At 65.5% G+C, this 24568-nt stretch carries 26 protein-coding genes and 1 pseudogene; 12 read left to right on the top strand and 15 right to left on the bottom strand.

Features of this window, described 5'->3' with window-relative positions:
* Nucleotides 1-84: 84 nt before the first annotated feature.
* Nucleotides 85-951: an HDOD domain-containing protein gene (locus DCO48_RS16085; protein WP_116551605.1), complete on the top strand. Its 867-nt coding sequence runs from the start codon at nucleotides 85-87 to the stop codon at nucleotides 949-951.
* Between the two features lie 3 nt (nucleotides 952-954).
* A complete protein-coding gene (gene mutM / locus DCO48_RS16090; RefSeq protein ID WP_116551606.1) occupies nucleotides 955-1767 on the top strand; it encodes a bifunctional DNA-formamidopyrimidine glycosylase/DNA-(apurinic or apyrimidinic site) lyase in 813 nt (270 codons plus the stop codon).
* A 6-nt stretch (nucleotides 1768-1773) separates the two neighbouring features.
* On the opposite strand, the gene ggt is transcribed toward mutM, so the two are convergent.
* The 6 genes from ggt to DCO48_RS16120 all read right to left on the bottom strand — a co-directional run bounded on the left by ggt (nucleotide 1774) and on the right by DCO48_RS16120 (nucleotide 8102).
* A complete protein-coding gene (gene ggt / locus DCO48_RS16095; RefSeq protein WP_116551607.1) occupies nucleotides 1774-3462 on the bottom strand; it encodes a gamma-glutamyltransferase in 1689 nt (562 codons plus the stop codon).
* Nucleotides 3462-3713: a YfhL family 4Fe-4S dicluster ferredoxin gene (locus DCO48_RS16100; protein WP_116551608.1), complete on the bottom strand. Its 252-nt coding sequence runs from the start codon at nucleotides 3711-3713 to the stop codon at nucleotides 3462-3464. Before DCO48_RS16100 ends, ggt begins: the two co-directional genes overlap by 1 nt.
* Before the next feature lie 108 nt (nucleotides 3714-3821).
* The gene (coaD, locus tag DCO48_RS16105; protein ID WP_038997673.1) at nucleotides 3822-4301 is read right to left on the bottom strand and encodes a pantetheine-phosphate adenylyltransferase; all 480 of its coding nucleotides are present in this window, start codon (nucleotides 4299-4301) and stop codon (nucleotides 3822-3824) included.
* Nucleotides 4302-4413: 112 nt separating this feature from the next.
* A complete protein-coding gene (locus DCO48_RS16110; protein ID WP_116551609.1) occupies nucleotides 4414-6012 on the bottom strand; it encodes a GMC family oxidoreductase in 1599 nt (532 codons plus the stop codon).
* A 26-nt stretch (nucleotides 6013-6038) separates the two neighbouring features.
* A complete protein-coding gene (locus DCO48_RS16115) occupies nucleotides 6039-6518 on the bottom strand; it encodes a twin-arginine translocation pathway signal protein (protein ID WP_116551640.1) in 480 nt (159 codons plus the stop codon).
* 150 nt (nucleotides 6519-6668) lie between these two features.
* Entirely contained in the window at nucleotides 6669-8102 is a 1434-nt protein-coding gene (locus DCO48_RS16120; RefSeq protein ID WP_116551610.1) for a coniferyl aldehyde dehydrogenase, read from the bottom strand.
* A 158-nt stretch (nucleotides 8103-8260) separates the two neighbouring features.
* On the opposite strand from DCO48_RS16120, the gene DCO48_RS16125 reads away from it, so the two are divergent.
* Together DCO48_RS16125 and DCO48_RS16130 are read left to right on the top strand one after the other, a co-directional pair.
* On the top strand, nucleotides 8261-8926 hold the full coding sequence (locus tag DCO48_RS16125) for a TetR/AcrR family transcriptional regulator (protein WP_116551611.1): 666 nt from the start codon (nucleotides 8261-8263) through the stop codon (nucleotides 8924-8926).
* 48 nt (nucleotides 8927-8974) lie between these two features.
* Nucleotides 8975-9832 carry a sulfurtransferase gene (locus DCO48_RS16130; RefSeq protein ID WP_116551612.1) on the top strand — a complete coding sequence of 286 codons (858 nt, stop codon included), beginning with the start codon at nucleotides 8975-8977 and terminating at the stop codon, nucleotides 9830-9832.
* On the opposite strand, the gene DCO48_RS16135 is transcribed toward DCO48_RS16130, so the two are convergent.
* The 4 genes and pseudogenes from DCO48_RS16135 to DCO48_RS16150 form a co-directional block, all read right to left on the bottom strand.
* The gene (locus DCO48_RS16135; RefSeq protein ID WP_116551613.1) at nucleotides 9816-10811 is read right to left on the bottom strand and encodes a hydrolase; all 996 of its coding nucleotides are present in this window, start codon (nucleotides 10809-10811) and stop codon (nucleotides 9816-9818) included. The genes DCO48_RS16130 and DCO48_RS16135 overlap by 17 nt on opposite strands.
* A gap of 78 nt (nucleotides 10812-10889) precedes the next feature.
* The gene (gene rsmD / locus DCO48_RS16140; RefSeq protein ID WP_116551614.1) at nucleotides 10890-11489 is read right to left on the bottom strand and encodes a 16S rRNA (guanine(966)-N(2))-methyltransferase RsmD; all 600 of its coding nucleotides are present in this window, start codon (nucleotides 11487-11489) and stop codon (nucleotides 10890-10892) included.
* Nucleotides 11489-12847: pseudogene (locus DCO48_RS16145) on the bottom strand (M16 family metallopeptidase); the annotation flags it as partial. The pseudogene DCO48_RS16145 and the gene rsmD, both read right to left, overlap by 1 nt.
* A gap of 136 nt (nucleotides 12848-12983) precedes the next feature.
* Nucleotides 12984-14339 (bottom strand): pitrilysin family protein, encoded by a 1356-nt coding sequence (locus tag DCO48_RS16150; RefSeq protein WP_116551616.1) that lies wholly within the window; start codon nucleotides 14337-14339, stop codon nucleotides 12984-12986.
* Between the two features lie 230 nt (nucleotides 14340-14569).
* Here DCO48_RS16150 and ftsY point away from each other — a divergent pair, with 230 nt between their 5' ends.
* The 4 genes from ftsY to rpoH all read left to right on the top strand — a co-directional run bounded on the left by ftsY (nucleotide 14570) and on the right by rpoH (nucleotide 18767).
* Entirely contained in the window at nucleotides 14570-16102 is a 1533-nt protein-coding gene (gene ftsY, locus DCO48_RS16160) for a signal recognition particle-docking protein FtsY (RefSeq protein WP_116551617.1), read from the top strand.
* Nucleotides 16099-16770: a cell division ATP-binding protein FtsE gene (ftsE, locus tag DCO48_RS16165; RefSeq protein ID WP_116551618.1), complete on the top strand. Its 672-nt coding sequence runs from the start codon at nucleotides 16099-16101 to the stop codon at nucleotides 16768-16770. Before ftsY ends, ftsE begins: the two co-directional genes overlap by 4 nt.
* Entirely contained in the window at nucleotides 16767-17795 is a 1029-nt protein-coding gene (gene ftsX / locus DCO48_RS16170) for a permease-like cell division protein FtsX (protein WP_116551619.1), read from the top strand. Before ftsE ends, ftsX begins: the two co-directional genes overlap by 4 nt.
* Before the next feature lie 117 nt (nucleotides 17796-17912).
* Nucleotides 17913-18767 carry an RNA polymerase sigma factor RpoH gene (gene rpoH, locus DCO48_RS16175; RefSeq protein WP_116551620.1) on the top strand — a complete coding sequence of 285 codons (855 nt, stop codon included), beginning with the start codon at nucleotides 17913-17915 and terminating at the stop codon, nucleotides 18765-18767.
* 126 nt (nucleotides 18768-18893) lie between these two features.
* Here the strand turns inward: rpoH and mtgA are convergent, their stop codons facing one another.
* Nucleotides 18894-19616 (bottom strand): monofunctional biosynthetic peptidoglycan transglycosylase, encoded by a 723-nt coding sequence (gene mtgA, locus DCO48_RS16180; protein ID WP_256584084.1) that lies wholly within the window; start codon nucleotides 19614-19616, stop codon nucleotides 18894-18896.
* 64 nt (nucleotides 19617-19680) lie between these two features.
* On the opposite strand from mtgA, the gene DCO48_RS16185 reads away from it, so the two are divergent.
* From DCO48_RS16185 to trmB, 4 genes are all read left to right on the top strand, one after another.
* Complete coding sequence (locus DCO48_RS16185; RefSeq protein WP_116551622.1) at nucleotides 19681-20052, top strand: DUF423 domain-containing protein; 372 nt, start codon at nucleotides 19681-19683, stop codon at nucleotides 20050-20052.
* A gap of 101 nt (nucleotides 20053-20153) precedes the next feature.
* Nucleotides 20154-20354 carry a sulfur carrier protein ThiS gene (gene thiS, locus DCO48_RS16190; RefSeq protein ID WP_116551641.1) on the top strand — a complete coding sequence of 67 codons (201 nt, stop codon included), beginning with the start codon at nucleotides 20154-20156 and terminating at the stop codon, nucleotides 20352-20354.
* 48 nt (nucleotides 20355-20402) lie between these two features.
* Entirely contained in the window at nucleotides 20403-21197 is a 795-nt protein-coding gene (locus tag DCO48_RS16195; RefSeq protein WP_116551623.1) for a thiazole synthase, read from the top strand.
* Nucleotides 21198-21206: 9 nt separating this feature from the next.
* Nucleotides 21207-21929 (top strand): tRNA (guanosine(46)-N7)-methyltransferase TrmB, encoded by a 723-nt coding sequence (gene trmB, locus DCO48_RS16200; protein ID WP_116551624.1) that lies wholly within the window; start codon nucleotides 21207-21209, stop codon nucleotides 21927-21929.
* Between the two features lie 47 nt (nucleotides 21930-21976).
* Here the strand turns inward: trmB and DCO48_RS16205 are convergent, their stop codons facing one another.
* The 4 genes from DCO48_RS16205 to DCO48_RS16220 are packed head-to-tail and all read right to left on the bottom strand — an operon-like array spanning nucleotide 21977 to nucleotide 24548.
* Nucleotides 21977-22300: a DUF3392 family protein gene (locus tag DCO48_RS16205; RefSeq protein WP_116551625.1), complete on the bottom strand. Its 324-nt coding sequence runs from the start codon at nucleotides 22298-22300 to the stop codon at nucleotides 21977-21979.
* A 9-nt stretch (nucleotides 22301-22309) separates the two neighbouring features.
* Nucleotides 22310-23524 (bottom strand): radical SAM family heme chaperone HemW, encoded by a 1215-nt coding sequence (hemW, locus tag DCO48_RS16210; RefSeq protein WP_116551626.1) that lies wholly within the window; start codon nucleotides 23522-23524, stop codon nucleotides 22310-22312.
* Nucleotides 23521-24117: an RdgB/HAM1 family non-canonical purine NTP pyrophosphatase gene (rdgB, locus tag DCO48_RS16215; RefSeq protein ID WP_116551627.1), complete on the bottom strand. Its 597-nt coding sequence runs from the start codon at nucleotides 24115-24117 to the stop codon at nucleotides 23521-23523. The genes hemW and rdgB overlap by 4 nt, the downstream gene beginning before the upstream one ends.
* Nucleotides 24114-24548 (bottom strand): DUF4426 domain-containing protein, encoded by a 435-nt coding sequence (locus DCO48_RS16220; protein WP_116551628.1) that lies wholly within the window; start codon nucleotides 24546-24548, stop codon nucleotides 24114-24116. Before DCO48_RS16220 ends, rdgB begins: the two co-directional genes overlap by 4 nt.
* Nucleotides 24549-24568: the final 20 nt, after the last annotated feature.

A 24568-nucleotide genomic window follows, 5' to 3' on the forward strand; every position in this document is an offset into this window, starting at 1 on the left:
TAGCAGGGTCTATGCTTGCGTTTCCCTTGCCCCTGCGCACGTGCGATCAGGTTAGAATCGCCCCTCAGCCCCGAGTGTGTACATATGTCCCAGGAACTCTCCGCCGAACAGATCCAGCAAGCCTTGCAAGGCATCAGCGTCCCGCCCCAGCCGCAGATCATGGTCGACCTGCAGTTTGAGCAATACATGCCCGACCCCGACCTCGACGTGATCGCCAAGCTGATCGCCCAGGATCCGGGCCTGTCCGGCGCGCTGCTTAAATTGGTCAACTCGCCGTATTACGGCCTGACCAACAAGATTGCTTCGATCCAGCGGGCCGTTAACCTGCTTGGCAGCCGTTCGATCATCAACCTGATCAATGCCCAGTCGATCCGTGGCGAGATGAGCGATGAAACCATCGTCACCCTCAACCGCTTCTGGGATACCGCCCAGGACGTCGCGGTCACCTGCCTGACCCTGGCCAAGCGTATCGGCTCGCAGGCGGTTGACGAGGCTTACGCGCTGGGCCTGTTCCACGACTGCGGCGTGCCGCTGATGCTCAAGCGCTTCCCCGAGTACATGGGCGTGCTCGAAGACGCCTACGCCAGTGCCGGCGCCGAAAAGCGCGTGGTCGACACCGAGAACCAGGTGTTCAACACCAACCATGCCGTGGTCGGCTACTACACCGCCAAGTCCTGGCGCCTGCCGGAGCACGTCAGCGCCGCCATCGCGAACCACCACAACGCCCTGGCGGTATTCAGCGATGAATCCTCGCGCAACGCCTCGCTGAAAAACCTGCTGGCGATCCTGAAAATGGCCGAGCACATCTGCGCTTCGCACCGGGTGCTGGGCAACCAGGGCGTCGACCACGAGTGGAACACGGTCGGCCACCTGGTGCTGGACTACGTCGGGCTGTCGGAGTACGACTTCGAGAACCTCAAGCAGACCATCCGCGAGATGGGTACCCACTGATCCATGCCCGAACTCCCTGAAGTCGAAACCACCCGCCGCGGCATTGCGCCGTACCTCGAAGGCCAGCGCGTCAGCCGGGTGATCGTGCGCGACCGCCGTTTGCGCTGGCCGATCCCGGAAGACCTCGACGTACGCCTGTCGGGCCAGCGCATCGTCAGTGTGGAACGGCGCGCCAAGTACCTGCTGCTGAACGCCGAGGTCGGTACGCTGATCAGCCACCTGGGCATGTCCGGCAATTTGCGTCTGGTGGAAATCGGCCTGCCGGTGGCCAAGCACGAGCATGTCGATATCGAGCTCGAATCCGGCCTGGCGCTGCGCTACACCGACCCGCGCCGCTTCGGTGCGATGCTCTGGAGCCTCGACCCGCTGCAGCACGAACTGCTCGCGCGGCTCGGCCCGGAGCCGTTGACCGACCTGTTCGACGGCGAGCGGCTGTTCCAGTTGTCGCGCGGGCGTTCCATGGCGGTCAAGCCGTTCATCATGGACAACGCGGTGGTGGTTGGCGTGGGCAACATCTATGCGAGCGAAGCGCTGTTCGCCGCCGGCATCGATCCGCGCCGTGAAGCCGGGGGTATTTCCCGGGCGCGCTACCTGCGCCTGGCCATCGAGATCAAGCGCATCCTCGCCATCGCCATCGAGCGTGGCGGCACCACCCTGCGCGACTTCATCGGCGGCGACGGCCAGCCGGGCTACTTCCAGCAGGAGCTGTTCGTCTACGGGCGTGGCGAAGCGCCGTGCAAGGTCTGCGGGAGCATTCTGCGCGATGTGCGCCTGGGCCAGCGCGCCAGCGTGTTCTGCCCGCGCTGCCAGAAGTAACCGCGCTCAACGCGCCGGCATTACCTCGGAACTGCCCACCCCACGCGGGTCGCTGGCCGCTTCCAGGGTGCGCGCCGCCTTGTTCCAGAACAGCACCTGCTGATTGCCATAGCTGCGCCCGAGATCCTTGAGGGTGTAGCCGCGCGCCTGCAAGTCGGCCTGTTCGGCGGCACTGAAAGCGCCGGGCTCATGCTCGACCACGTCCGGCAGGTACTGATGGTGGTAGCGCGGCACTGCCGGCCAGCTGGCCACCGGCTGGCCATCGAGGAATGCCAGCATCGACAGCAGCACCATGCTCGGAATCCGGCTGCCGCCCGGTGTGCCGAAGGCGGCGAACTGCTGCGGGCTTTCAATGAAGCTTGGGCTCATGCTCGACAGCGGCCGCTTGCCGGCAGCCACCGCGTTGGCCTGGCTGCCGGCCAGGCCGTAGCTGTTGCTACCCTGCGGATCGGCGGCGAAATCGTCCATTTCATTGTTCAGCACCACGCCGCTGCCGGGCACGCTGAAGGCCGCGCCGAACGGCAGGTTGACCGACAAGGTGGCGGCGACCGCGTTGCCATCGGCGTCGATCACCGTGAAATGGGTGGTGTGATCGCCTTCGCGCCAGGCCGGAGAGGGCGCTAGGCTGGCACTTGGGGTGGCCTGGTGTACGTCGATGCTGTCGGCCAGTGCATTCAGGTAGCGGCGGTCGAGCAGTTGCGGGATCGGGTTGGGCACGTGGTCCGGGTCGCCGAGCAGGCCGCGGTCGCGGTAGGCCCGGCGCAGCACTTCGAGCACGTAATGGCTGCGCTGGACCTTGTCGGCGCTCTGCCAGGGCAGGCGTTGCAGCATTGCCAGGCTCTGCGCCAGGGCGACACCGCCGGCGGAGGGCGGCGGCGCGCTGATCAGTTCACGCTGGTCGGCCAGGCTGTAGCGCAGCGGCTGGCGCCGGGCGACGCGGTAGTCGGCGAGGTCGTCGAGGGTCCACAGGCCGCCGGCGGCGTGCACGCCATTGACCAGGGTGGCAGCGGTCTGGCCCTTGTAGAAGCCGTCGTGGCCCTGTTCGGCCAGGCGTTGCAGGGTGGCGGCCAGCTCGGGCTGGCGGATGACTGCGCCGAGCGCTGGCACCTCGCCGTCGACCAGGAATAGCCGGGCGCTTTCTGCGTCGTCGCGCAGGGCAGTGCGACGCATGCTGGCGCGGTCGCGGTACACGCGGTCGACGGCAAACCCCTGAGTGGCCAAACGAATGGCCGGGGCCAGGGTGCTGCGCAGGGGCAGCTTGCCGTCATGCGCGGCCAGCTCGGCCAGCGCTGCCGGCAGGCCGGGAATCGCCGCCGCCAGCGGACCGTTGATCGACAGCCCGGGCTGCACCTTGCCGTCTTTCAGGTACATGGCCGGGGTAGCCTGGCCCGGTGCGCGTTCGCGGGCATCGATGAACTGATAGCGCGCCGGCAAGCCGGCTTGGCGCAACAGGAAGAAGCCGCCACCGCCCAGCCCCGAGCCATACGGCTCGACCACCGCCAGCGCAGCGCTGACGGCGATGGCTGCATCGAAGGCGTTACCGCCCTGTTCAAGGATCTCGCGGGCGGCGGCGGTCGCTTGCGTGTGCGGGGTGGCAATCGCCGCGCGCCCAGGGCCGTCGGCCAGGGCCTGCGCCGTGGCCAGCGCCAGGGCGGCGCCGAGCAGCAGCGAACGCAGCGAAACCACGCCGGCCATCAGCCCTTGCCGGTGATTCGGCGGTACTTGGCCATCAGCTCGTCTTCGCTTTCCGGGTGAGCTTCATCCAGCGGGATGCAGTCGACCGGGCAGACTTGCTGGCATTGCGGTTCGTCGTAGTGGCCCACGCACTGGGTGCACAGGTTCGGGTCGATCACGTAGATCTCTTCGCCCTGGGAGATGGCGGCGTTCGGGCACTCGGGTTCGCAGACGTCGCAGTTGATGCAATCGTCGGTGATGATCAAAGACATGGGGACTCCGGCCGGGGCAATCGGCCCTGGCATGTGAAAACCAATGGCCGTAATTGTGCCGTATTAGCGCCCGCAGTGCACGCGGGCGCAGCCTTCAATCGGCGGGAGTCACTTCTTGAAGCGTTCGGTCAGGGCCTCGGCCACCACCGGGTGGACGAACTTGGTGATGTCGCCGCCCAGCGCCGCAATTTCGCGGACCAGGGTCGAGGAGATGAACGAATAGCGCTCAGACGGCGTCAGGAACAGGCTTTCGACGTCGGGCGCCAGTTGCCGGTTCATGTTCGCCAGCTGGAACTCGTACTCGAAGTCGGACACCGCGCGCAGGCCGCGCAGGAATACATTGGCTTGCTGCTCCTTGGCGAAATGCGCCAGCAGCGTGGAGAAGCCGATGACTTCGACATTGGGCAGGTGCTTGGTGACCTCACGAGCCAGTTCCACCCGTTGTTCCAGCGGGAACAGCGGGTTTTTCTTCGGGCTGGCGGCGACCGCGATGATCACCTGGTCGAACAGCCGCGAGGCGCGCTCGACCAGATCGCCATGGCCCTTGGTAATAGGGTCGAAAGTACCTGGGTACAACACTCGGTTCATCGCGTCGTCCTGGCAGGAGTGCGTTTGGGAGTCGGATGGTATCGCAGCCGCTGCGGTCGGCCAAGTCGCTGGCACCGGCCCAAGGGACTATAGACAGGCTGGGCAAGTCTTGTCATGCCTTGCCTTTCAGGCGTTGGCCGAGGGCGTCGGCCAGCTTTGCCGTCAGGCCATATACCGACAGTTGCGGGTTGGCACCGATGCTGGTGGGGAACAGCGAACCGTCGTGGATCGACAGGTTGCCCAATTGATGATGCCGGCCGAGGCTGTCGCACACCGCCTGGCGCGGGTCTTCGCCCATGGCGCAGCCGCCCATCACATGAGCGCTGCCCAGGCGGGTGCGAAACAGTTCCAGGCTCAGGCCGTCGATCAGTTGCCGCGCTTCGGCCAGGCTGCCGACGTAGCGGCCGTCGCCGTGCAGCGGCATCACCGCCTCGGCGCCGGCGGCGAACTGGATTTCGGCCATGCTCTGGAAGGCCCGGCGCACGCCGTCCCAGGCGTAGGCACTGAGCGGGTAATCGAGCACCGGCGAGCCGTCGCCGCGCAGCTCGACGCTGCCGCCGCTGCTCTGCGGGTGAAAGCCGTCGCGTTGCAGCGCGAGCATGACGTGGGTGTTGGGCAACTGCTCCATGCGCAGCGCGTTGCTGCTGCCGAAGCCGCCGAGCAGGGTGCTGGCCAGCGCCGGGTGCAGCGGTGGCACTTCCAGCTTGTAGGCCATGCGCCCGGTGACGCCGTGGCGCCACTGGAAATAGTCGGAATAGATCGACTGCGGGGCGCCGTAGAACGGGTTGACCTGGTCCTTGAACAGCGCCGCGCTGAAATTGACCAGGTGCAGGAAGGTCCGCTTGCCGAGCCGGCCATGCGGGTCGGGGGCGTTCGAGCGCAGCAGCAGGCCGGGGCTGTTGATGCCGCCGCCGGCAAGGATGTAGTGCCGCGCCGTGACCCGGATCTTCTGCCCGCTGGGCTGCACGCAGCGTTCGTCCATGGCCACGCAGTGCAGCGCGGCGATCTGCTCGCCGTTGTGCTCCAGGCGCTCGGCGCGGGCGAGATAGAGCAGCTCGCCGCCGTGTTCGAGGGTGGCCGGGATGCTGGTCACCAGCATCGACTGCTTGGCGTTCACCGGGCAACCCATGCCGCAGTAGCCCAGGTTCCAGCAACCGCGCACGTTGCGTGGAATCACCTGCCAGCTGTAGCCGAGCGCTTCGCAGCCGCGGCGCAGTACGTCGTTGTTGGCATTCGGCGGCATCTGCCAGGGGGCGATGCCCAGGCGCTGCTCCATGCGCTCGAACCACGGCGCGAGGTCGGCGACGCTGTGGCCTTGCACGTTGTGCACGTCGGCCCAGTGCTGCAGGGTTTGTGGCGGGGTGCGAAAGCTTGAGGTCCAGTTGATCAGCGTGGTGCCGCCCACGGCACGCCCTTGCAGGATGGTGATGGCGCCGTCCTTGCTCATGCGGCCGATGCCTTCCTGGTAGAGGCTGGCATAGGCCTGGTCTTCGAGCCCGTGGAAGTCGCTGCTGGTCTTGAGCGGGCCTTCCTCGATCAGCAGCACGCGAAAGCCGGCCTGGCTGAGCAGTTCGGCACTGGTGGCGCCACCGGCACCGCTGCCGATGATGGCGATGTCGGTTTCCAGCTGCAGGTCGGCGGTGAGTCGCGAGGCGTCGCGGGCTTTCCAGCCTCGGGCGAGGCCGTCGCGGAACAGGTCGGGTACGGGCATGGCATGCCTCTAGTTGTTGTGGGGGGTCAGATCTTCGGTGGCCCGGGGTAGCCGCAGGTAGCCCAGCTGGCAGGGGTTTCGTACCAGGCCATGAGGGTCAGTTGCAGCAGTGCGGCGTGGCCCTGGCGGAGCATGTCCAGCGCGCTGTGTTCCCAGCGCTGGAGGAAGCGCTGCACCTGGGCCGGCTCGGCGTTTTCCCAGGCGCCCCAGATGCCGGTGAGCGGGCCGCGGGTGAGCGGCAGGCTGAGCACGTCGAACAGTTGCCGGGTCAGGCCGAGCATGGCCGGCGAAAGGGCGCCCAGGTTGTGGTCGAGCTGGCGTAGGGCGGGCTCGCTGGCGGCGCCCGGGACGATGCTGGCGAGCAGCGCGCGCAGGGCCGGCAGGTCGCTGCTGCGGATTGTCTGGTAGCCGCTGGCCGGGGTGTCGGCGGAGCAGGCGACGAGGCTGGCGGTGCCGAGGAACAGGCTGGCGCCGAGGCCGAACTTGAGCAGGCTGCGACGGTGCAGGGTAGGGGCTGTTGTCATTATTCTGGTCCCGGTTGTGTCGGTGCTGGCCTGTGGAAGCGGTCCTGTGGGAGCGGGCTCGTCCCGCGATCTGCCGCGCAGCGGCAGCAAAACCGGCTCCCGCCAAGACAGTTTCTCCCACAACGGCGGTTTTCAGCGAATGAACAGCTTGTACACCCACTGCTGCAACGTCTTGCCGTACGGCGGATAGATCAGCCGCGCTGCGTTCAGGCGCTGCTTGGCCAGGACTGCCTTGGCCTTGCTGAAGGTCAGGAAACCCTCATGCCCGTGGTAATGGCCCATCCCCGACGGCCCGACCCCGCCAAACGGCAGGTCGTCCTGCGCCACATGCAGCAAGGTGTCGTTCAGGCACACCCCGCCCGAATGGCTCTGCTCCAGCACCCGCCGCTGCTCGGCGCGGTCATAGCCGAAGTAATACAACGCCAGCGGGCGTGGTCGTGCGTTGATGTACGCCAGCGCCTCGTCCAGCCGGTCATAGGGCAGTACCGGCAGCAGCGGGCCGAAAATCTCGTCCTGCATCACGCGCATGTCGTCGTTCACCCCCAGCAACACCTGCGGCGCCATGCGCCGGCCCTGGCGTGGCTCGTCCGGGTAGAGCTCCAGCACCTGCGCACCCTTTGCCCGCGCGTCGGCCAGGTAGCCGTCCAGCCGCGCCAGGTGTCGCGGGTTGATGATTGCGGTGTAGTCCGGGTTGTCCCGCACCTGTGGATAAAACCGCCGCACGGTCTGCCGATAGGCTTCGACGAAGCCGTCCAGACGTTCGCGCGGCACCAGCACGTAGTCCGGCGCTACACAGGTTTGTCCGGCATTCAGGGTCTTGCCGAAGGCGATCCGCTCGGCCGCATGCGCCAGTGGCACCGTCGCCGAGACGATGGCCGGCGACTTGCCGCCCAGTTCCAGGGTGACCGGCGTCAGGTTCTGCGCCGCCGCCTGCATCACATGCCGGCCGATGCTGGTGGCGCCGGTGAACAGCAGATGATCGAACGGCAACCGCGAGAACGCCTCGCCGACGTCTGCCTCGCCAAGCAACACGCATACCAGATCGGTGGGAAATACCCGCTCCAGCAGGGCCTTGAGCAATTGTCCGGTGGCCGGGGTGCTTTCGCTGAGCTTGAGCATCACCCGGTTGCCCGCCGCCAGCGCCCCGGTCAGCGGGCCCATGGCGAGAAACAGCGGGTAGTTCCACGGCACGATCACCCCGACCACGCCCAGCGGTTGATAGATCACCCGCGCACTGGCTGGCTGGAAGGCCAGGCCGACCTTGCGCCGGCTCGGTTTCATCCACCGTGCCAGGTGCCGCTCGGCATCGCGGATGCCCTGCACGCTGGGCATCAGTTCGGCCAGCAGGGTTTCATCGGCGCTACGCCCGGAGAAGTCCTGGCTGATTGCCTCGATCAGCGCTGCCTGCTGCGCCAGCAACAGCTCGCGCAGGCTCTTGAGCCATTGCCGGCGCTGCGCTGCGGGCGGCATTGGCAGGCCGGCAAAAGCGCTACGCTGCTGTTCAAACACCGTATTGAGCCAGTCGAGGGCAACAGGCGAGGGCGGCAGGTGGGTATCGACAGTCATGCGGGACTCCACGGCGAGCGATTTTCGCTAGAGCATATACTCTATTATCCGCCGCAGGCGACTAAATTACGGGCCTGCGGCCAGATCCAGGTTCATCCTCCGGCGGATAAACCGTAAGATGGACCCATTCATTCAAGCTCATGCTTTTGGAGCTGGTCATGGCCCCGCGAATCAAGACCCGCGAGCGCATCGTGCAGAACAGCCTGGAGCTGTTCAACCTGCAGGGCGAACGCAGCGTCAGTACCAACCACATTGCCGCGCACATGGAGATTTCGCCCGGCAACCTCTACTACCATTTCGCCAACAAGCAGGAAATCATCGCTGTCCTGTTCACCCAGTACGAGGAACTGGTCGAGAGCTTCCTGCGCCCGCCGCAAGGCCGTCTGGCCACGGTCGACGACAAGCGCTTCTACCTCAAGGAACTGCTCGCGGCGATGTGGAACTACCGTTTCCTGCACCGCGACCTGGAGCACCTGCTCGACAGCGACAAGGAGCTCGCCGCGCGCTACCGGCGCTTTTCCCAACGCTGCCTGCTGCAAGGCCAGGCGATCTACCGTGGCTTTGTCGAGGCCGATATCGTGGCGATGGACAGCGTGCAGATCGAGTCGCTGACCCTCAATGCCTGGATCGTGCTGACCTCCTGGGTGCGCTTCCTCTGCACCACCCGCGAGCAATCCACCCACCTCAGCGAAGAAGCCTTCAAGCGCGGCGTGTACCAGGTGCTGGTGCTGGAGCTCGGTTTCGTCACCGCCCAGGCGCGCCCGGCGGTGGATGCGCTGTGCGAAGAATTCTATGTGCCGTTGCAGCAGGCCCTGGAGCAATAAGGCCCGGCTCGGCGGCGAGTACCCCTTTCAATCGATATGGAGACTGTCATGCCCCTCGCGCAACTGATTGCACCGCAGCAGCTGGCCGAACGCCTCGGCGCGCCGAAGCTGGTGATTCTCGATTGTCGTTTCGACCTGGGCGATCTCGACTACGGCCAGCGCAGCTATGCCGAAGGGCATATCGCCGGGGCGCATTTCGCCGACCTTGAGCGGGACCTGAGCGGGCCGGTGAAGCCGGGAGTGACCGGGCGCCATCCACTGCCGGGGCCGAATACGCTGATCGAGCGTCTGCGCGCCTGGGGCATCGACAACACCAGCGAGATCGTCCTCTACGACGACGGTCCCGGGGCCTTTGCCGCCCGTGCCTGGTGGCTACTGACCTGGCTGGGCAAGCGCAGCGGCGTGGCAATCCTCGACGGCGGCCTCAAGGCCTGGCACGCCGCGGGCCTGCCGCTGAGCCTCGACCCGGCGGAAAAACGCGAAGGGCATTTCACCGGCAAACCGACCCCGGACATGCAGGTCAACGCCCAGCAATTGCTGCGCTTGCTCGGCCGTCCCGAGCTGACCCTGCTCGACGCTCGCGCCCTGCCGCGCTTCCGCGGCGAGGTCGAGCCGATCGACCCGGTGGCCGGGCACATTCCTGGTGCCCAGTGCGCGGCGTTTACCGACAACCTTGATGCCGAGGGTCGGTTTTTGCCGGCTGAGCAGCTCAAGCAGCGTTTCGCGGAAAAACTCGGCGAGCGCTCGCCGGAGCAACTGGTGGCCTATTGCGGCTCCGGCGTCACCGCCTGCCACAACCTGTTTGCCCTGAGTCTGGCCGGTTACCCGCTGGCCAAGCTGTACGCCGGCTCCTGGAGCGAGTGGATTACCAATCCGCACCATCCGTTGGCTAGCGGCGACCAGTAAGCCACTGCGGAATGCGCCGTTCCAGGTAATAGCCGGGCTGGCGCAGGCTACCGTCGACGAAGCCGACATGCCCGCCGCGACTGTGCAGCTCCAGGGTGGTCTGGGCTGCCAGCTCGTTGGCCGGCGGTAGGCTGTGGGGAAACACGAACGGGTCGTCGCTGGACTGGATGATCAGTGTCGGCGTGCGGTTCTCGCCCAGAAAGTAGCGACTCGACGAGCGCCTGTAGTAATCGTGGACATCGCTGAAGCCGTTCAATGGCGCCGTGACCCGGCCATCGAAGTCCCAGAAATTCTTCAGGTTCTCCAGCGGCCCGAGCCGAGCCAATGCCGCCAGCGCCTCGTCGTGGCCGTGGTGCTGGAAGTGCCGCTGCTTGCCTTTGACGTAGGCCAGCATCTCGCGCATGAAATGCGCCTGGTACACCCGTGAGAACCCCAGGCCAATGCGGTCGGCGCAGTGGTCCAGGCGAAACGGCACCGACACCGCCACCGCCGCCTGCAACTGACTGGCCGCGCCGGTTTCGCCGAGGTACTTGAGCAGTACATTGCCGCCCAGCGAATAGCCCACCGCATACAGTGGCGCCATCGGCCGTTGCGCGCGCAGGTGGCGGACCACCTCGGCGAGGTCTTCGCTGGCACCGGAGTGGTAGCTGCGCGGCAGCAAATTCGGCTCGCCGGAGCAGCCGCGCCAGTTCAGCGCAACGCTGGCCCAGCCGTACGCTTGCAGGGCCTGTTGCAGGCCGAGCACATAGTGCGAGCGGGAAGAGCCGGTCAGCCCATGCAGCACCAGCACCAGCGGCGCGTCGGCCTGATGCGGGCCGCTCCAGTCCAGGTCGAGAAAATCACCGTCGGCCAGCCACACGCGCTCACGCTGGTGCGCCAGGTTGGGCGACTTGCGCCACAGCGGGCCCCAGAGGGTTTGCAGGTGTGGATTGCCCAGCCCGATAGCGGGAGCGAAGGCGGCGGGGGCAGGGCTGTTCATGCGTGCAGGTCTCGTGACACGTACTGCTCAGTTTATGTGCCGACGCCCGGCCGTGCCGCGCCGGGCGTCGCACAACGGTCAGGCGTCGCTGCGTTGCCACAGCGCGTAATAGACCTGTCCGGCTTTCTTTTCCCGATGCAGGCGCCAGTTGCCCGGCAATTGCAGGGTAGACGGCGCGGTTTCGCTTTCGGTGTAGATCCAGGCGTTGGCGCTGAGCCAGTTGCGCTCTTCGAGCAGGGCGCAGGTGGTGGGTAGCAGGTCCTGGTGGAACGGTGGGTCGAGGAACACCAGGTCGAAGGTGAACTTCGGCTCGCCGTTCAGGTAGCGCTGGGCGTCGCTCTGGATCACCTGGCCACGCGGGCAGCGCAGCAGTTCGAGGTTGTCGCGCAGTGCGGCGATGGCCGCCGGGTTGCTGTCCAGGGCCACGGCATCGGCTGCGCCACGGGACAGCGCTTCGAGGAACAGCGCGCCGCTACCGGTGTAGGCGTCGAGCACCCGAGCGCCCTCGATGTGCGCGACCAGCCAGTTGAACAGCGTCTCGCGTACCCGGTCTGGCGTGGGGCGCAGGCCGGGAGCATCGGGGAAGCTCAGGCGGCGGCTGCGCCACTCACCGGCGATGATGCGCAAGTGGCCTTGGCCGTGGTGTGGCTTGGCCGGTTTGGCAGAAGGATGGGCCATTAATGCTCCGGTACACCGAGCGGCTGCTCGGTTGGGTTATCGATGGGCGGCGGCAGCGGTTTCTGCGGCACGCTCGGCCCGGCGGTGACAATGACCAGCTTGTCGGCGGCCAGGTGTTTGTTCAGTGCCGCACGCACCTGCTCGGTGGTCAGGTTTTGCGAGTGCTGCATGTAGTCTTCCAGGTAGGTCAGCGGCAGGTTGTAGAAACCGATGGCGCCCAGTTGTCCGACGATGCTCGCGTTGCTGGCGTTGGCCAGCGGGAAGCTGCCGGCCAGCTCGCGTTTGGCGTCGTCCAGTTCCTGCTGGGTAGGGCCGGTTTTCAGGTAGTCGCGCAGGATGTCCTGGACCAGCTTGAGGGTGCCTTCGCTGAGCTCGGCACGGGTCTGCAGGTTGATCATGAACGGCCCGCGTACGGCCATCGGGCTGAACACCGAGTATACGCCGTAGGTCAGCCCGCGTTTTTCGCGCACTTCGCTCATCAGCCGGGTGCCGAAGCTGCCGCCGCCAAGAATCTGGTTGCCCAGGTTCAGTGCCGCGTAGTCCGGGTCGGCGCGGTCGATGCCGAGCTGGGCGAGCAGCAGGTGGGTTTGCTTGGACGGGAAGTCGATGTGGTGTGCGCCGGCTTTCGGCTCGCTAGGCTGCGCCAGTTTGGCCAGCGCCGGGCCTTTCGGCAGGGCGGCGGAAACCTGCGCGGCAATCGCCTGGGCTTCGTCGCGGCTGAGGTCGCCGACCAGCGCGATCACCACGTTGCCCGCGGTGTAGGCCTTGCTGTGGAAGGCGCGCAGTTGCTCAAGGGTGATCGGCTTGATGGTCTTGGCATTGCCGTCGCTCGGGTGAGCATACGGGTGGCTGCCATAGAGCCGCTCGAACAGCTCGATGCCGGCCAGTTTGCCAGGGTTCTGCTGCTGGTACTTGAAGCCTTCGTACATCTGATTCTTGATGCGCTCCAGGGCATCGGCCGGGAAGCTTGGCTTGCCGACCACTTCGGCGAACAGCTTGAGGGCCGGTTCGCGCTTGTCGGCGGCGCTCAGGCTGCGCAGCGAGGCCACGGCCATGTCGCGGTAGGCGCCGTTGCCGAAGTCGGCACCCAGGCCTTCGAAGCCCTGGGCGATGGCCGTGACGTCCTTGCCGGCGACACCCTCATTGAGCATGGCGTTGGTCAGGGTGGCCAGGCCGGCGGCGTCGCCGTCCTGGCTGCTGCCGGCGGCGAAGGTCAGGCGCAGGTCGAACATCGGCAGCTCGCGGGCTTCGACGAACAGCACCTTGGCGCCTTCGGCGGTGTTCCAGGCCTGGATGTCGAGGGCACGTCGGGCCGGCGCCTTGCCGTCCAGTTCGGCCAGCGACTGGAGGGTATTGGCCGGTTTCGCCGCAGTGCTGACGGGTGCCTTGGCGGTGTCCTCGGACTGCGCCGGGTTGGCCAGGAACATGGCCAGGGCCACGACCGCAGCGAGAATGCCCAGGCCGATCAGGGTGTAGCGCGGGGTGCGGGCTTGCTCAGTCATTAGCCTTCTCCTCGGGCAGCACATGCGCGACGCTCAGGCGTTCGCGGGTGAAGTAGGTACGTGCGGCGTTCTGGATGTCGGCCGGGGTCACGCTTTTCAGCTCGTCCAGCTCGCTGTCGATAAGTTTCCACGACAGCCCGACGGTTTCCAGCTGGCCGATGGCGGTGGCCTGGCTGCTGATCGAATCGCGCTCGTAGACCAGCGAGGCGATCACCTGGGCGCGTACGCGCTCCAGTTCTTCGGCGGTTGGCGGGGTGTTTTTCAGCTCGTCCAGCAGTTGCCAGAAGCCGCCTTCGACGTCGGCCAAGGTTTTCTGCTTCTGCGTGTTCGGGATGCCCGACAGGCGGAACAGGCTGTCGCCGCGGGTGAACGGGTTGTAGCTGGACGAAGCCCCGGCGACCAGTTCCTGTTCGCGCTCCAGGCGGCTCGGCATGCGAGCGCTGTAACCACCGTCGAGCAGGGCGCTGATCAGGCGCAGGGCGTGCACCGTACGTGGGTCCTTGGCGGTGGCCAGGCTGGGCACGTTGAAGGCGTAGAGCACGCTCGGCAGTTGGGTGCGCACATGTACGGTGAGCTGGCGCAGGCCCGGCTCGGCCAGTTCCAGCGGCAGCTTGGCCGGTGGCACGGCGCGCTTGGGGATAGCACCGAAGTATTTCTGCGCCAGGGCTTTAACTTCGTCCGGCGTGACGTCGCCGACCACCACCAGGGTGGCGTTGTTCGGCACGTACCAGGATTCATACCAGTGGCGCAGCTCTTCGACCTTCATCCGCTCCAGGTCGGCCATCCAGCCGATGGTCGGCGTGTGGTAGCCGCTGGCCGGGTAGGCCATGGCGTCGAACAGTTCATTGGCCTTGGCGCTGGGCTGGTCATCGACGCGCAGCCGGCGTTCTTCCTTGATCACCTCGATTTCACGGCTGAACTCGTCGGCCGGCAGGCGCAGGCTGGCCATGCGGTCGGCTTCGAGCTCCAGCGCTACCGGCAGGCGGTCGCGGGCCAGCACCTGGTAATAGGCGGTGTAGTCGTCGCTGGTGAAGGCGTTCTCTTCGGCACCGAGGTCGCGCAGGATGCGCGACGCTTCGCCGGGACCGAGTTTCTCGCTGCCCTTGAACATCATGTGTTCGAGGGCGTGGGAGAGGCCGGTCTGGCCTGGGCTTTCGTAGGTGGAACCGACCTTGTACCAGATCTGCGAAACCACCACCGGGGCGCGATGGTCTTCGCGCACGACCACTTTCAGGCCGTTGTCGAGGATGAATTCGTGGGTGGGTTGCGGATCGGCGGCGACGGCCGCCAGCGGCAGACAAATTGTGCTGAGCAGCAGGCCAGTAACACGGCGGGCTAGAGCATTCATTCGTAGTTCAACCTGTAGGGCTGCCCGCGTGGCCTTAGCGTCGGCGGGCTAGGAGGTGCTAGGATACTGATCCGGTTGCTAGTCGACCATGCCTGTCGCGGATTCTCGCCCGCAGGTCTCCAGACAAAATGTTGCGCATGAACCAGTCGGCCTAACGATAGTCTGTTCTGCGTTTAAAGAATTTTGAGGCGCCGCAGTGGCGCATCGCTACCCTGAGATAGCCGTCTTCCATGTTTGGTTCCAACGACGACAAAAAGACGCCGGCCGCGGCCGGTGAGAAGAAAGGCCTGTTCGGTTGGCTGCGCAAAAAGCCGCAGCAGCCGGTGGTCGAACAGCCAGAAACCCCAGCGCCTGCGGCGCCGGAGCCGGTTGCAGCGGTTTCGGTAGAACCGCCGGTGGTGGCTGCGCCGATTGTCGAGGTGGCCCCGGTTGTCGTCGAAGCGCCGCCGTTGGCCGTCGAGCCAGCAGCGCCGGCCCCGGTTGCCGTGCCGGCGACCCCGGTGGTTGCCCCTGAGCCCGAGCACGTCAACCTGGTCCTGCCGGTGCCGGAAGAGCCGGTGGCGCTGGTCGCCGACCTTGAACCGCACACCCCTCCGGCGATCCCGGATCGCGTCGCGCCGCCGCTGGTCGAGCCGGTACACGTTGCCCCGGTAGCGGTAGCGCCGGCTCCGGCCGACGTACTGGCACCTGCCCCTGTTGCCCCCGAGCCTGTCGCGCCAGCCCCCGTGCTAGCGCCGGTGCCTGTTCCCGCGCCAGTGGCCGTGGTTGCAGCGCCCGTGGCCGAAACCGTGGTTGAAGAAGCGCCCGTGCCGGCGCGCAACGAAGAAGCCAAGTCCGGCTTCTTCGCCCGCCTCAAGCAGGGCCTGTCGAAGACCAGCGCCAGCATCGGCGAGGGCATGGCCAGCCTGTTCCTCGGCAAAAAGGCCATCGACGACGACCTGCTCGACGAGATCGAAACCCGCCTGCTGACCGCCGACGTCGGCGTCGAGGCCACCTCGGTGATCGTCCAGAGCCTGACCCAGAAGGTCGCACGCAAGCAGCTGGCCGACAGCGACGCGCTGTACAAGTCGCTGCAGGGCGAGCTCGCCGACATGCTCAAGCCGGCCGAACAGCCACTGCGCATCCAGGCCCAGAGCAAGCCGTTCGTGATCCTCGTGGTCGGCGTCAACGGCGCCGGCAAGACCACCACCATCGGCAAGCTGGCGAAGAAGCTGCAACTGGAAGGCAAGAAAGTCATGCTGGCTGCCGGCGACACCTTCCGCGCTGCTGCGGTCGAGCAGTTGCAGGTGTGGGGCGAGCGCAACCAGATCCCGGTCATCGCCCAGCACACCGGTGCCGACTCGGCCTCGGTGATCTTCGATGCCGTGCAGGCCGCCAAGGCTCGCAACATCGATGTGCTGATCGCCGATACCGCCGGTCGCCTGCACACCAAAGACAACCTGATGGAAGAGTTGAAGAAGGTTCGCCGGGTGATCGGCAAGCTCGATGCCGACGCCCCGCACGAAGTGCTGCTGGTGCTCGACGCCGGTACCGGGCAGAACGCCATCAACCAGGCCAAGCATTTCAACCAGAGCGTCGAGCTGACTGGCCTGGCCCTGACCAAGCTGGACGGCACCGCCAAGGGCGGGGTGATCTTTGCGCTGGCCAAGCAGTTCGGCCTGCCGATCCGCTACATTGGTGTGGGCGAAGGGATCGACGACCTGCGCACCTTTGAAGCCGAGCCCTTTGTCCGGGCACTGTTTGCCGAGCGGGAGCATCCATGATTCGATTCGAACAGGTCGCCAAGCGCTATCCGAATGGCCACGTTGGCCTGCATGAACTGAGTTTTCGGGTGCGTCGGGGCGAATTCCTGTTCGTCACCGGCCATTCCGGCGCCGGCAAGAGCACCTTGTTGCGCCTGCTGCTGGCGATGGAACGGCCGACCAGCGGCAAGCTGCTGCTGGCCGGGCAGGACCTGGGGCAGATCAGCAATGCGCAGATCCCGTTCCTGCGCCGGCAGATCGGCGTGGTGTTCCAGAACCATCAGTTGCTGTTCGACCGCACGGTGTTCAACAACGTCGCCTTGCCGCTGCAGATCCTCGGCCTGTCCAAGGTCGAGATCGCCAAGCGCGTCGACTCGGCGCTGGAGCGCGTGGCCCTGTCGGACAAGGCCCAGCTGTTCCCCGGCGACCTGTCCACCGGCCAGCAGCAGCGTGTCGGTATTGCCCGCGCCATCGTCCACCGTCCGGCCTTGCTGCTGGCCGACGAACCGACCGGTAACCTCGACCCGCGGCTGGCCGCGGAGATCATGGGGGTTTTCGAAGATATCAACCGCCTGGGCACCAGCGTACTGATCGCCAGTCATGACCTGGCGCTGATTGCGCGCATGCGCCATCGGATGCTGACCCTGCAGCGCGGCCGCTTGATTGGCGATGGGGAGGCCGGGCAATGAGTGCAACACGTAGTCCCAAAGTTTCCGAGCGGGTGGCGCCAAAGGCCGCCGATCCGCAACCGGAGCAAAAAAAGAAGCGTGGCGACGATGACGACGGCCCGGATTTCAAGACGCTGTTCAACGCCTGGGTCGAAAGCCACCGCGCGAGCCTGATCGACAGCCTGCGCCGGCTCGGCAAACAGCCGATCGGCAGCTTCTTCACCTGCCTGGTCATGGCCGTGGCCCTGAGCCTGCCGATGGGCCTGTCGCTGCTGCTGAGCAACGTCGAGCGCCTGGGCGGCTCGTGGCAGCGTGCGGCGCAGATCTCGGTGTACCTCAAGCTTGACGCCAGCGCGCCGGACGGCGAGGCGCTGCGCAATCAGATCAAGGGTCTGCCGGGGGTCGCCGACGCCGAGTACGTCAGCCGCGAGCAGGCACTGGAAGCGTTCCAGCAGCAATCTGGCCTGGGCGAAGCCCTGCGCGAGTTGCCGGACAACCCGCTGCCCGGTGTGGTGGTGGTGACCCCGGCGGAAGTCGACAAGCCGGCGCTGGATGCGCTGCGTCAACGTCTGGCCGAGCTGCCAAAGGTAGAATTGGCTCAGCTGGATCTGGTCTGGGTCGAGCGCCTGGCAGCGATTCTCAAGCTGGGCGACCGCTTCGTCTTCGGCCTGACTGTTTTGCTGGTCTCGGCGCTGCTGTTGGTAATTGGTAACACAATTCGGCTACACATCGAGAACCGCCGCACCGAGATCGAAGTGATCAAGCTGGTGGGCGGGACCGACAGCTACGTACGGCGGCCTTTCCTCTACATGGGCGCGCTCTACGGCCTGGGTGCCGGGGTGCTTTCCTGGGGGGTACTGGCGTTTGGCCTGAACTGGCTGAACGACGCGGTTATCGGGCTTTCCGGGCTGTATGGCAGCGATTTTGCCTTGGCCGGGGTGCCAGGTGCCGATGGTCTGTCGCTCTTGCTTGGAGCTGTGCTGTTGGGGTATATCGGTGCATGGATTGCAGTGGCCCGCCATCTAAGTGAGCTGGCCCCGCGATAATAGTGTCTTTTTGCTGGTATTGACGTATTTGGTTTTATAGGGAACTTGTTCCGTGGTTCCCGGTCAATGTTGGCAGTGCCTACGGGCATGAGTTCAGTGAGTCGGAGGTTTTTTCGTATGACCACTTCGTTGCAACCTGCCTATGCGCTGGTCCCGGGTGCGAACCTTGAGGCGTATGTGCACACGGTCAACAGCATTCCATTGCTGACGCCCGAGCAGGAGCGTGAACTGGCCGAGAGTCTCTACTATGAGCAGGATCTTGGGGCGGCTCGGCAGATGGTGCTCGCCCACCTGCGTTTTGTTGTACACATCGCCCGTAGCTATTCCGGCTATGGGCTGGCTCAGGCCGACCTGATTCAGGAAGGTAACGTGGGCTTGATGAAAGCGGTCAAGCGCTTCAACCCGGAAATGGGTGTGCGCCTGGTGTCCTTCGCGGTGCACTGGATCAAGGCCGAGATTCACGAGTTCATCCTGCGCAACTGGCGGATCGTCAAGGTTGCGACCACCAAGGCGCAGCGCAAGCTGTTCTTCAACCTGCGTAGCCAGAAGAAACGTCTGGCTTGGCTGAACAACGATGAAGTGCATCGTGTGGCCGAAAGCCTGGGTGTGGAGCCGCGTGAAGTGCGCGAGATGGAAAGCCGCCTGACCGGTCAGGACATGGCGTTCGACCCGGCCGCAGAGGCGGACGACGACAGCGCCTTCCAGTCGCCGGCCAACTACCTGGAAGACCACCGTTACGACCCGGCCTTGCAGTTGGAGGATGCCGACTGGAGCGACAACTCCTCAAGCAACCTGCATGAGGCCTTGCAGGGGCTGGACGACCGTAGCCGTGACATTCTCTACCAGCGCTGGCTGGCGGAAGAGAAAGCCACCCTGCACGACCTGGCGGCCAAGTACAGCGTGTCGGCAGAGCGGATTCGCCAGCTGGAGAAGAATGCGATGAACAAGGTGAAAGCCTTGATTACGGTTTAACCGCATCGCCGGCAATACCGGCTCCCACCACGGGAGCCCAAAAAAAGCCCCGCTCGGCGGGGCTTTTTCATATCTGGCGGTTGGCGGCAGGCCCTGTGGGAGCCGGCCTTGCCGGTGATAGGACGCTCAATTCGCCCAGGGTGCCTTGCGCGTCCCCTCCAACTGCTCCAGATAGCCACTGCCGCCCAACTGGCGCATCTGCTGGCGGATCCACCCGGCACGGCGTGCCACATAGCTGCTGGGCTGGCTGGCACTCCAGTTGCGCGGGTTCGGCAGCACGGCGGCGAGCAAACTGGCCTGTTGGCGGCTGAGCGCGCTGGCATCGGTACCAAAGTGATGCCGCGCCGCCGCCTGTGCACCAAACACCCCGTCGTCCCACTCGGCGCTGTTCAGGTACACCTCAAGAATTCGCTCTTTCGACCAGAGCAGCTCGATCAGCGCGGTAAACCAGGCCTCCAGGCCCTTGCGCAGCCAACTGCGCCCGGCCCAGAGGAACTGGTTCTTCGCTACCTGCTGGCTCAAGGTGCTGGCGCCACGGATCGTCCCGCCCCGCTCGTTGTGCGCCAGCGCCGCCTGGATCGCGGTGAAGTCGAAGCCCCAATGGTCGGCGAACTTCTGGTCTTCGCCGGCAATCACCGCCACTTTCAGTTCGTCGGAGATGTTCTCCCACGGCTCCCAGTCGCGCTGCAGGTCGATCGGCTGGCCGTCGAACCAGGATTCGACCTTGCGCTCGACCATCAGCATGGTGCCCGGCGGTGGCACCCAGCGAAACAGCAACACCAGCAATACGCTGGCGCCGGCAAACCAGAGCAGGGCGCGACACAGGCGACGGATCAGGAGTGACAGCATAGAGATGGCTTGGCCGCGACGAATGAGCGGGCCATTATACAGACCCCCTACCAGGAGTTGTCCCATGCTTCGCAGCTTCCTCATGCTCGCCGCCTTCTTCGGTTTCACCGGGGTCGCCCTCGGCGCCTTCGCCGCCCACGGCCTGAAGGGCCGCCTGAGCAGCGAGTACCTGGCGATCTTCCACACCGGGGTCACCTACCAGTTGGTCCATGCCCTGGCCCTGCTGGGTGTGGCGGTGCTCAGCGTGCACCTGCCAGGCCGGCTGATCGGTTGGGCCGGTGGTCTGTTCAGCCTGGGGATCGTGCTGTTTTCCGGTAGCCTGTACCTGCTGATCCTCAGCGGCATCGGCAAGCTTGGCATCATCACCCCGTTTGGCGGCCTGGCATTCCTCGCCGGCTGGCTGTGCCTGGGTATCGCGGCCTGGCGTTTGGCTTGACCCGCGAGTCCGGATCGAGACGAATGGCGCTGCTTGGCCTTGGGTTCGGGCACTGATCGGGGCTAGAATGCGGGCCCCTAAAAATAATGGCGGCCGTGCGCATGCGCATTCAATTGAACGGTGAACCCTTCGAACTGCCCGATGGCGAAAGCGTCGCAGCCCTGCTGAACCGGCTGGAGCTCGCCGGGCGCCGGGTGGCGGTCGAACTGAACCTGGACATCGTGCCGCGCAGCCAGCACGAAGCGACTGCCCTGCGCGATGGCGATCAGGTCGAGGTCGTTCACGCCATTGGCGGCGGCTAGGCCCTCGCGGTTCACCTGCAAGTCCCTCAACCTTCTAGAGGATTACCGATGAGCAACGTTCGTAGCGACAAGCCCTTCACCCTGGCCGGTCGTACTTTCCAGTCGCGCCTGCTGGTGGGTACCGGCAAGTACCGTGACCTGGAAGAAACCCGCCTGGCCATCGAGGCTTCGGGTGCCGAAATCGTCACCGTCGCCGTGCGCCGGACCAACATCGGTCAGAACCCGGGTGAGCCGAACCTGCTCGACGTGCTGCCGCCAGACCGTTACACCATCCTGCCGAACACCGCGGGCTGCTACGACGCGGTCGAGGCCGTGCGCACCTGCCGCCTGGCCCGTGAACTGCTCGATGGCCACAACCTGGTGAAGCTGGAAGTGCTGGCCGACCAGAAAACCCTGTTCCCCAACGTGATCGAAACCCTCAAGGCCGCCGAAGTGCTGGTCAAGGACGGTTTCGACGTGATGGTCTACACCAGCGATGACCCGATCATCGCCCGCCAACTGGCCGAAATCGGTTGTATCGCAGTCATGCCGCTGGCCGGCCTGATCGGTACTGGCCTGGGGATCTGCAACCCGTACAACCTGCAGATCATCCTCGAAGAAGCCAAGGTACCGGTGTTGGTCGATGCAGGCGTGGGTACCGCCTCCGACGCCACCATTGCCATGGAGCTGGGCTGCGAGGCGGTGCTGATGAACTCGGCGATTGCCCACGCGCAGCAGCCGATCATGATGGCCGAAGCGATGAAACACGCCATTGTCGCCGGGCGCCTGGCGTACCTGGCTGGCCGTATGCCGAAAAAACTCTATGCCAGCGCCTCGTCGCCGCTGGATGGTCTGATCAAGTAAGAGCCTCTGATGACTGAATCGCAAGAACCGCCGATCTCCACCGAAGGCGAAGACCGCCAACACCGCCGCATCAAGAGTTTCGTGATGCGCGCCGGACGTATGACCGAAGGCCAGCAGCGCGGCCTGGATCAGGGCGGGCCATTGTTCATCCTGCCGCTGGCCGAGAGCCCGGTGGATTACGACCAGGTGTTCGGCCGCTCGGCGCCACGCACCCTGGAAATCGGCTTCGGCATGGGCCATTCCCTGCTGGAAATGGCGGCCGCCGCGCCGGAGCAGGACTTCATCGGTGTCGAAGTGCACCGTCCGGGTGTCGGCGCGCTGCTCAATGGCGTGCTGACCCAGGGCCTGAAGAACCTGCGGGTGTATGACTGCGATGCCATCGAGGTGCTGAACAAGTGCGTGGCCGACCATAGCCTGGACCGGCTGATGCTGTTCTTCCCCGATCCGTGGCACAAGAGCCGTCACCACAAGCGCCGCATCGTCCAGCCGGAGTTCGCCGCGCTGGTGCGCAGCAAGCTGAAGGTGGGCGGGGTGTTCCATATGGCGACCGACTGGGAACCGTATGCCGAATACATGCTGGAAGTGATGAACGTGGCACCGGGTTATCGCAACCTGGCCGAAGACGGCAAATGTGTGCCGCGCCCGGCCGAGCGGCCGATCACCAAGTTCGAGCGTCGCGGTGAGCGGCTCGGGCATGGGGTGTGGGATCTGAAGTTCGAGACACTGGCCTAAACAGCATCGCGGGACGAGCCGGCTCGTCCCGCGATTGCTTTTGGTCGTCAGCGCCGATCGGCGACCACCCCGAGCAGCACCAGCACCACCAGCAGTACCGGCGCCAGCGCATAGTTGTTGAACTGGCCCAGCCCCTTCACCACCCACGGCGTGGCATAGATCAGCGCCGCACCGCTGCCGATCAGCACCAGCAAGGCCATCAGCGGCACGCGCAAGGCGCCGGCGATGTTGCCCAGGCGTTGCTCTACCCAGCCCTTCAGGTCGGTGCCGAACAGCACCAGCAAACAGCCCACCAGTGCTAGCGAGATCTCCGACAGGTTGCCACGGCTCCAGCGCGAGACGGTCGAGAGCAGGTCGAGTACCAAATCCATTCGTAATCCTTAGGTCAAGAAGTACTGCAGCAGGTCGTTGAGGAACAACTGTCCGCGTGCGGTTGCCACCAGTCGCGTCGGTTCGACCTGCAAAAGGCCCTTTTGTTCGGCCTCGCGCCGTGCCGCCAGCAACTGCTCCAGCGGCAAGCCGGTGCGCTCGCTGAACAGCCGCGCCTCGACGCCTTGGGTCAGGCGCAGGGCGTTCATCAGGAACTCGAAGGGTAGCTCGTCCAGCGGCAATAGCTTCTCGCCGGCCTGGTAGCTCTTGGCCGGGTTCAGGTAGTCCTTTGGCAGGCGGGTTTTCCAGGTGCGCAGGATGCGCCCGTCCGGGTGGCTGAGCTTGCCGTGGGCACCGGCTCCGATGCCGATGAAGTCGCCGAAGCTCCAATAGTTCAGGTTATGCCGCGCGGCCTTGTTCGGTTGGGCATAGGCCGAGACTTCGTACTGGCTGAAGCCGTTGCGCGCCAACAGCGCCTGGCCGGCTTCCTGGATGTCCCAGAGAATGTCGTCCTCGGGCAGCAGCGGTGGCTGGTTCCAGAACACCGTGTTCGGCTCCAGGGTCAACTGGTACCAGGACAGGTGCGTCGGGCCTAGGTCGATGGCCTGTTGCAGGTCGCCGAGGGCGTCGTCCAGCGACTGCTCGGGCAGGCCGTGCATCAGGTCGAGGTTGAAGTTGTCGAACCCGGCCGCCCGTGCCATACCGGCGGCGCGCACGGCTTCGTCGCCATTGTGGATACGCCCCAGTGCGTCGAGCTTGGCCTGCTGGAAGCTCTGCACGCCAATCGACAGGCGATTGATGCCCAGTTGCCGGTAAGCCTTGAACTTCTCCTGCTCGAAGGTGCCCGGGTTGGCTTCCAGGGTAATCTCGATGTCGGCGGCGAACGGAATCCGTTGCTCGACGCCCGCCAGCAGGCGGCCCAGTGCACGGGCGCTGAACAGGCTCGGGGTGCCGCCCCCGAAGAAGATCGAGCTGATCGGCCGACCGTACACCGCCGGCAGCTCCTGGTCGAGGTCGGCGAGCAGGGCGTCGACGTAGGCCTCTTCCGGCAGTTCGGGGGTGGCGGCGTGGGAGTTGAAGTCGCAATACGGGCATTTGCGCACGCACCACGGGATGTGGATGTACAGCGCCAGGGGCGGCAGTTGCGGCAACGCCGCCCGTGGTGCCTGGGAGGTAAAGCCAGCCTCGCCCAGATGCAGTGGCTGTGCCGGCGAACGATCGGTCATGCCAGGCCCAGGCGTTGGCGCAACAGGTGCATGGCGCGTGCACGATGGCTCAGCAGGTTCTTCTCGGCCGGAGCCAGCTCGGCGCTCGAACAGTCGCGCTCCGGCACCCAGAACAGCGGGTCGTAGCCAAAGCCGTGATCACCGCTGGCCTGGGTGAGGATGCGTCCGTGCCAGAGCCCTTCACAGAGGATCGGCAGCGGGTCGTCGGCATGTCGCACCAGCGCCAGCACGCAGACGAACTGCGCACCGCGCTGTTCGGCCGGGACGTCCTTGAGCGCGTCGAGCAGCTTGGCGTTGTTCGCTGCGTCGCCCTGGCCGTCGGCGTAACGGGCCGAGTAGATGCCCGGTGCACCGCCGAGGAAGTCCACCGCCAGCCCCGAGTCGTCGGCCAGCGCCGGCAGCCCGGAGATACGCGCGGCATTGCGCGCCTTGAGGATGGCGTTTTCGACAAACGACAGGCCGGTCTCTTCCGGCTCCACGCTGCTGAATTCGCCGATGGAACGCAGTTGCACGGTGTCGCCGAGCATGGCCTGCAGTTCCTTGAGTTTGCCGGCGTTATGGCTGGCCAATACGAGCTCTTGGAATTTCATCATTCGCCTGGGAACACTTCCTGGTTGAAGCTGAAGCTGTTGGTAGTACCGCCGGTTTCCACGTTCACCTTGAAGGTGAAGGTTTCCGGCTGCTCGATCTTGTACTGGGCGATGTAGTAGATCGCGCCCTGATCGGTGATCTGTTTGAACGACAGCGGGTTCTCGCGCCCGGTGAGGTCCTTCACCGAGCCGCTGACCACTGCCATGCTCGGCTTGTTGGCCTTGAGCACGGCGATGTTGAGCACGCCCTGGTTCTTGCTGCGGGTCAGCCCGGTGGCGGCGGCGACATCCGGTTGCAGCATGCTGGAGGTGAACGCGCTGTAGTGCACGGTCACGTCGCCGAAGACCTCCTTGCGCTCGGGTTTGGCGGCATCGGCCGCCAGGGCCGGGACGGTGAGGCACAGGCTGAGCAGTAAAGCGGCTAGGCGACGCATGGTCGATCCTCCAGTGAGTG

The sequence above is a fragment of the Pseudomonas sp. SDI genome (genome assembly GCF_003105155.1).
In the GTDB taxonomy this organism is placed as follows: domain Bacteria; phylum Pseudomonadota; class Gammaproteobacteria; order Pseudomonadales; family Pseudomonadaceae; genus Aquipseudomonas.

Bases quoted from the DNA above. Each gene is read 5' to 3' on its own strand.
- DCO48_RS16135 (WP_116551613.1), bottom strand. From the start codon at position 10,811: ATGAACAGCCCTGCCCCCGCCGCCTTCGCTCCCGCTATCGGGCTGGGC.
- rdgB (WP_116551627.1), bottom strand. From the start codon at position 24,117: ATGATGAAATTCCAAGAGCTCGTATTGGCCAGCCATAACGCCGGCAAA.
- DCO48_RS16150 (WP_116551616.1), bottom strand. From the start codon at position 14,339: ATGAATGCTCTAGCCCGCCGTGTTACTGGCCTGCTGCTCAGCACAATT.
- ftsY (WP_116551617.1), top strand. From the start codon at position 14,570: ATGTTTGGTTCCAACGACGACAAAAAGACGCCGGCCGCGGCCGGTGAG.
- ftsX (WP_116551619.1), top strand. From the start codon at position 16,767: ATGAGTGCAACACGTAGTCCCAAAGTTTCCGAGCGGGTGGCGCCAAAG.
- ggt (WP_116551607.1), bottom strand. From the start codon at position 3,462: ATGGCCGGCGTGGTTTCGCTGCGTTCGCTGCTGCTCGGCGCCGCCCTG.
- DCO48_RS16100 (WP_116551608.1), bottom strand. From the start codon at position 3,713: ATGTCTTTGATCATCACCGACGATTGCATCAACTGCGACGTCTGCGAA.
- DCO48_RS16195 (WP_116551623.1), top strand. From the start codon at position 20,403: ATGAGCAACGTTCGTAGCGACAAGCCCTTCACCCTGGCCGGTCGTACT.
- DCO48_RS16220 (WP_116551628.1), bottom strand. From the start codon at position 24,548: ATGCGTCGCCTAGCCGCTTTACTGCTCAGCCTGTGCCTCACCGTCCCG.
- coaD (WP_038997673.1), bottom strand. From the start codon at position 4,301: ATGAACCGAGTGTTGTACCCAGGTACTTTCGACCCTATTACCAAGGGC.
- DCO48_RS16120 (WP_116551610.1), bottom strand. From the start codon at position 8,102: ATGACTGTCGATACCCACCTGCCGCCCTCGCCTGTTGCCCTCGACTGG.
- DCO48_RS16205 (WP_116551625.1), bottom strand. From the start codon at position 22,300: ATGGATTTGGTACTCGACCTGCTCTCGACCGTCTCGCGCTGGAGCCGT.
- DCO48_RS16085 (WP_116551605.1), top strand. From the start codon at position 85: ATGTCCCAGGAACTCTCCGCCGAACAGATCCAGCAAGCCTTGCAAGGC.
- mtgA (WP_256584084.1), bottom strand. From the start codon at position 19,616: ATGCTGTCACTCCTGATCCGTCGCCTGTGTCGCGCCCTGCTCTGGTTT.
- hemW (WP_116551626.1), bottom strand. From the start codon at position 23,524: ATGACCGATCGTTCGCCGGCACAGCCACTGCATCTGGGCGAGGCTGGC.
- ftsE (WP_116551618.1), top strand. From the start codon at position 16,099: ATGATTCGATTCGAACAGGTCGCCAAGCGCTATCCGAATGGCCACGTT.
- DCO48_RS16125 (WP_116551611.1), top strand. From the start codon at position 8,261: ATGGCCCCGCGAATCAAGACCCGCGAGCGCATCGTGCAGAACAGCCTG.
- DCO48_RS16185 (WP_116551622.1), top strand. From the start codon at position 19,681: ATGCTTCGCAGCTTCCTCATGCTCGCCGCCTTCTTCGGTTTCACCGGG.
- DCO48_RS16110 (WP_116551609.1), bottom strand. From the start codon at position 6,012: ATGCCCGTACCCGACCTGTTCCGCGACGGCCTCGCCCGAGGCTGGAAA.
- thiS (WP_116551641.1), top strand. From the start codon at position 20,154: ATGCGCATTCAATTGAACGGTGAACCCTTCGAACTGCCCGATGGCGAA.
- rsmD (WP_116551614.1), bottom strand. From the start codon at position 11,489: ATGGCCCATCCTTCTGCCAAACCGGCCAAGCCACACCACGGCCAAGGC.
- rpoH (WP_116551620.1), top strand. From the start codon at position 17,913: ATGACCACTTCGTTGCAACCTGCCTATGCGCTGGTCCCGGGTGCGAAC.
- trmB (WP_116551624.1), top strand. From the start codon at position 21,207: ATGACTGAATCGCAAGAACCGCCGATCTCCACCGAAGGCGAAGACCGC.
- DCO48_RS16130 (WP_116551612.1), top strand. From the start codon at position 8,975: ATGCCCCTCGCGCAACTGATTGCACCGCAGCAGCTGGCCGAACGCCTC.
- mutM (WP_116551606.1), top strand. From the start codon at position 955: ATGCCCGAACTCCCTGAAGTCGAAACCACCCGCCGCGGCATTGCGCCG.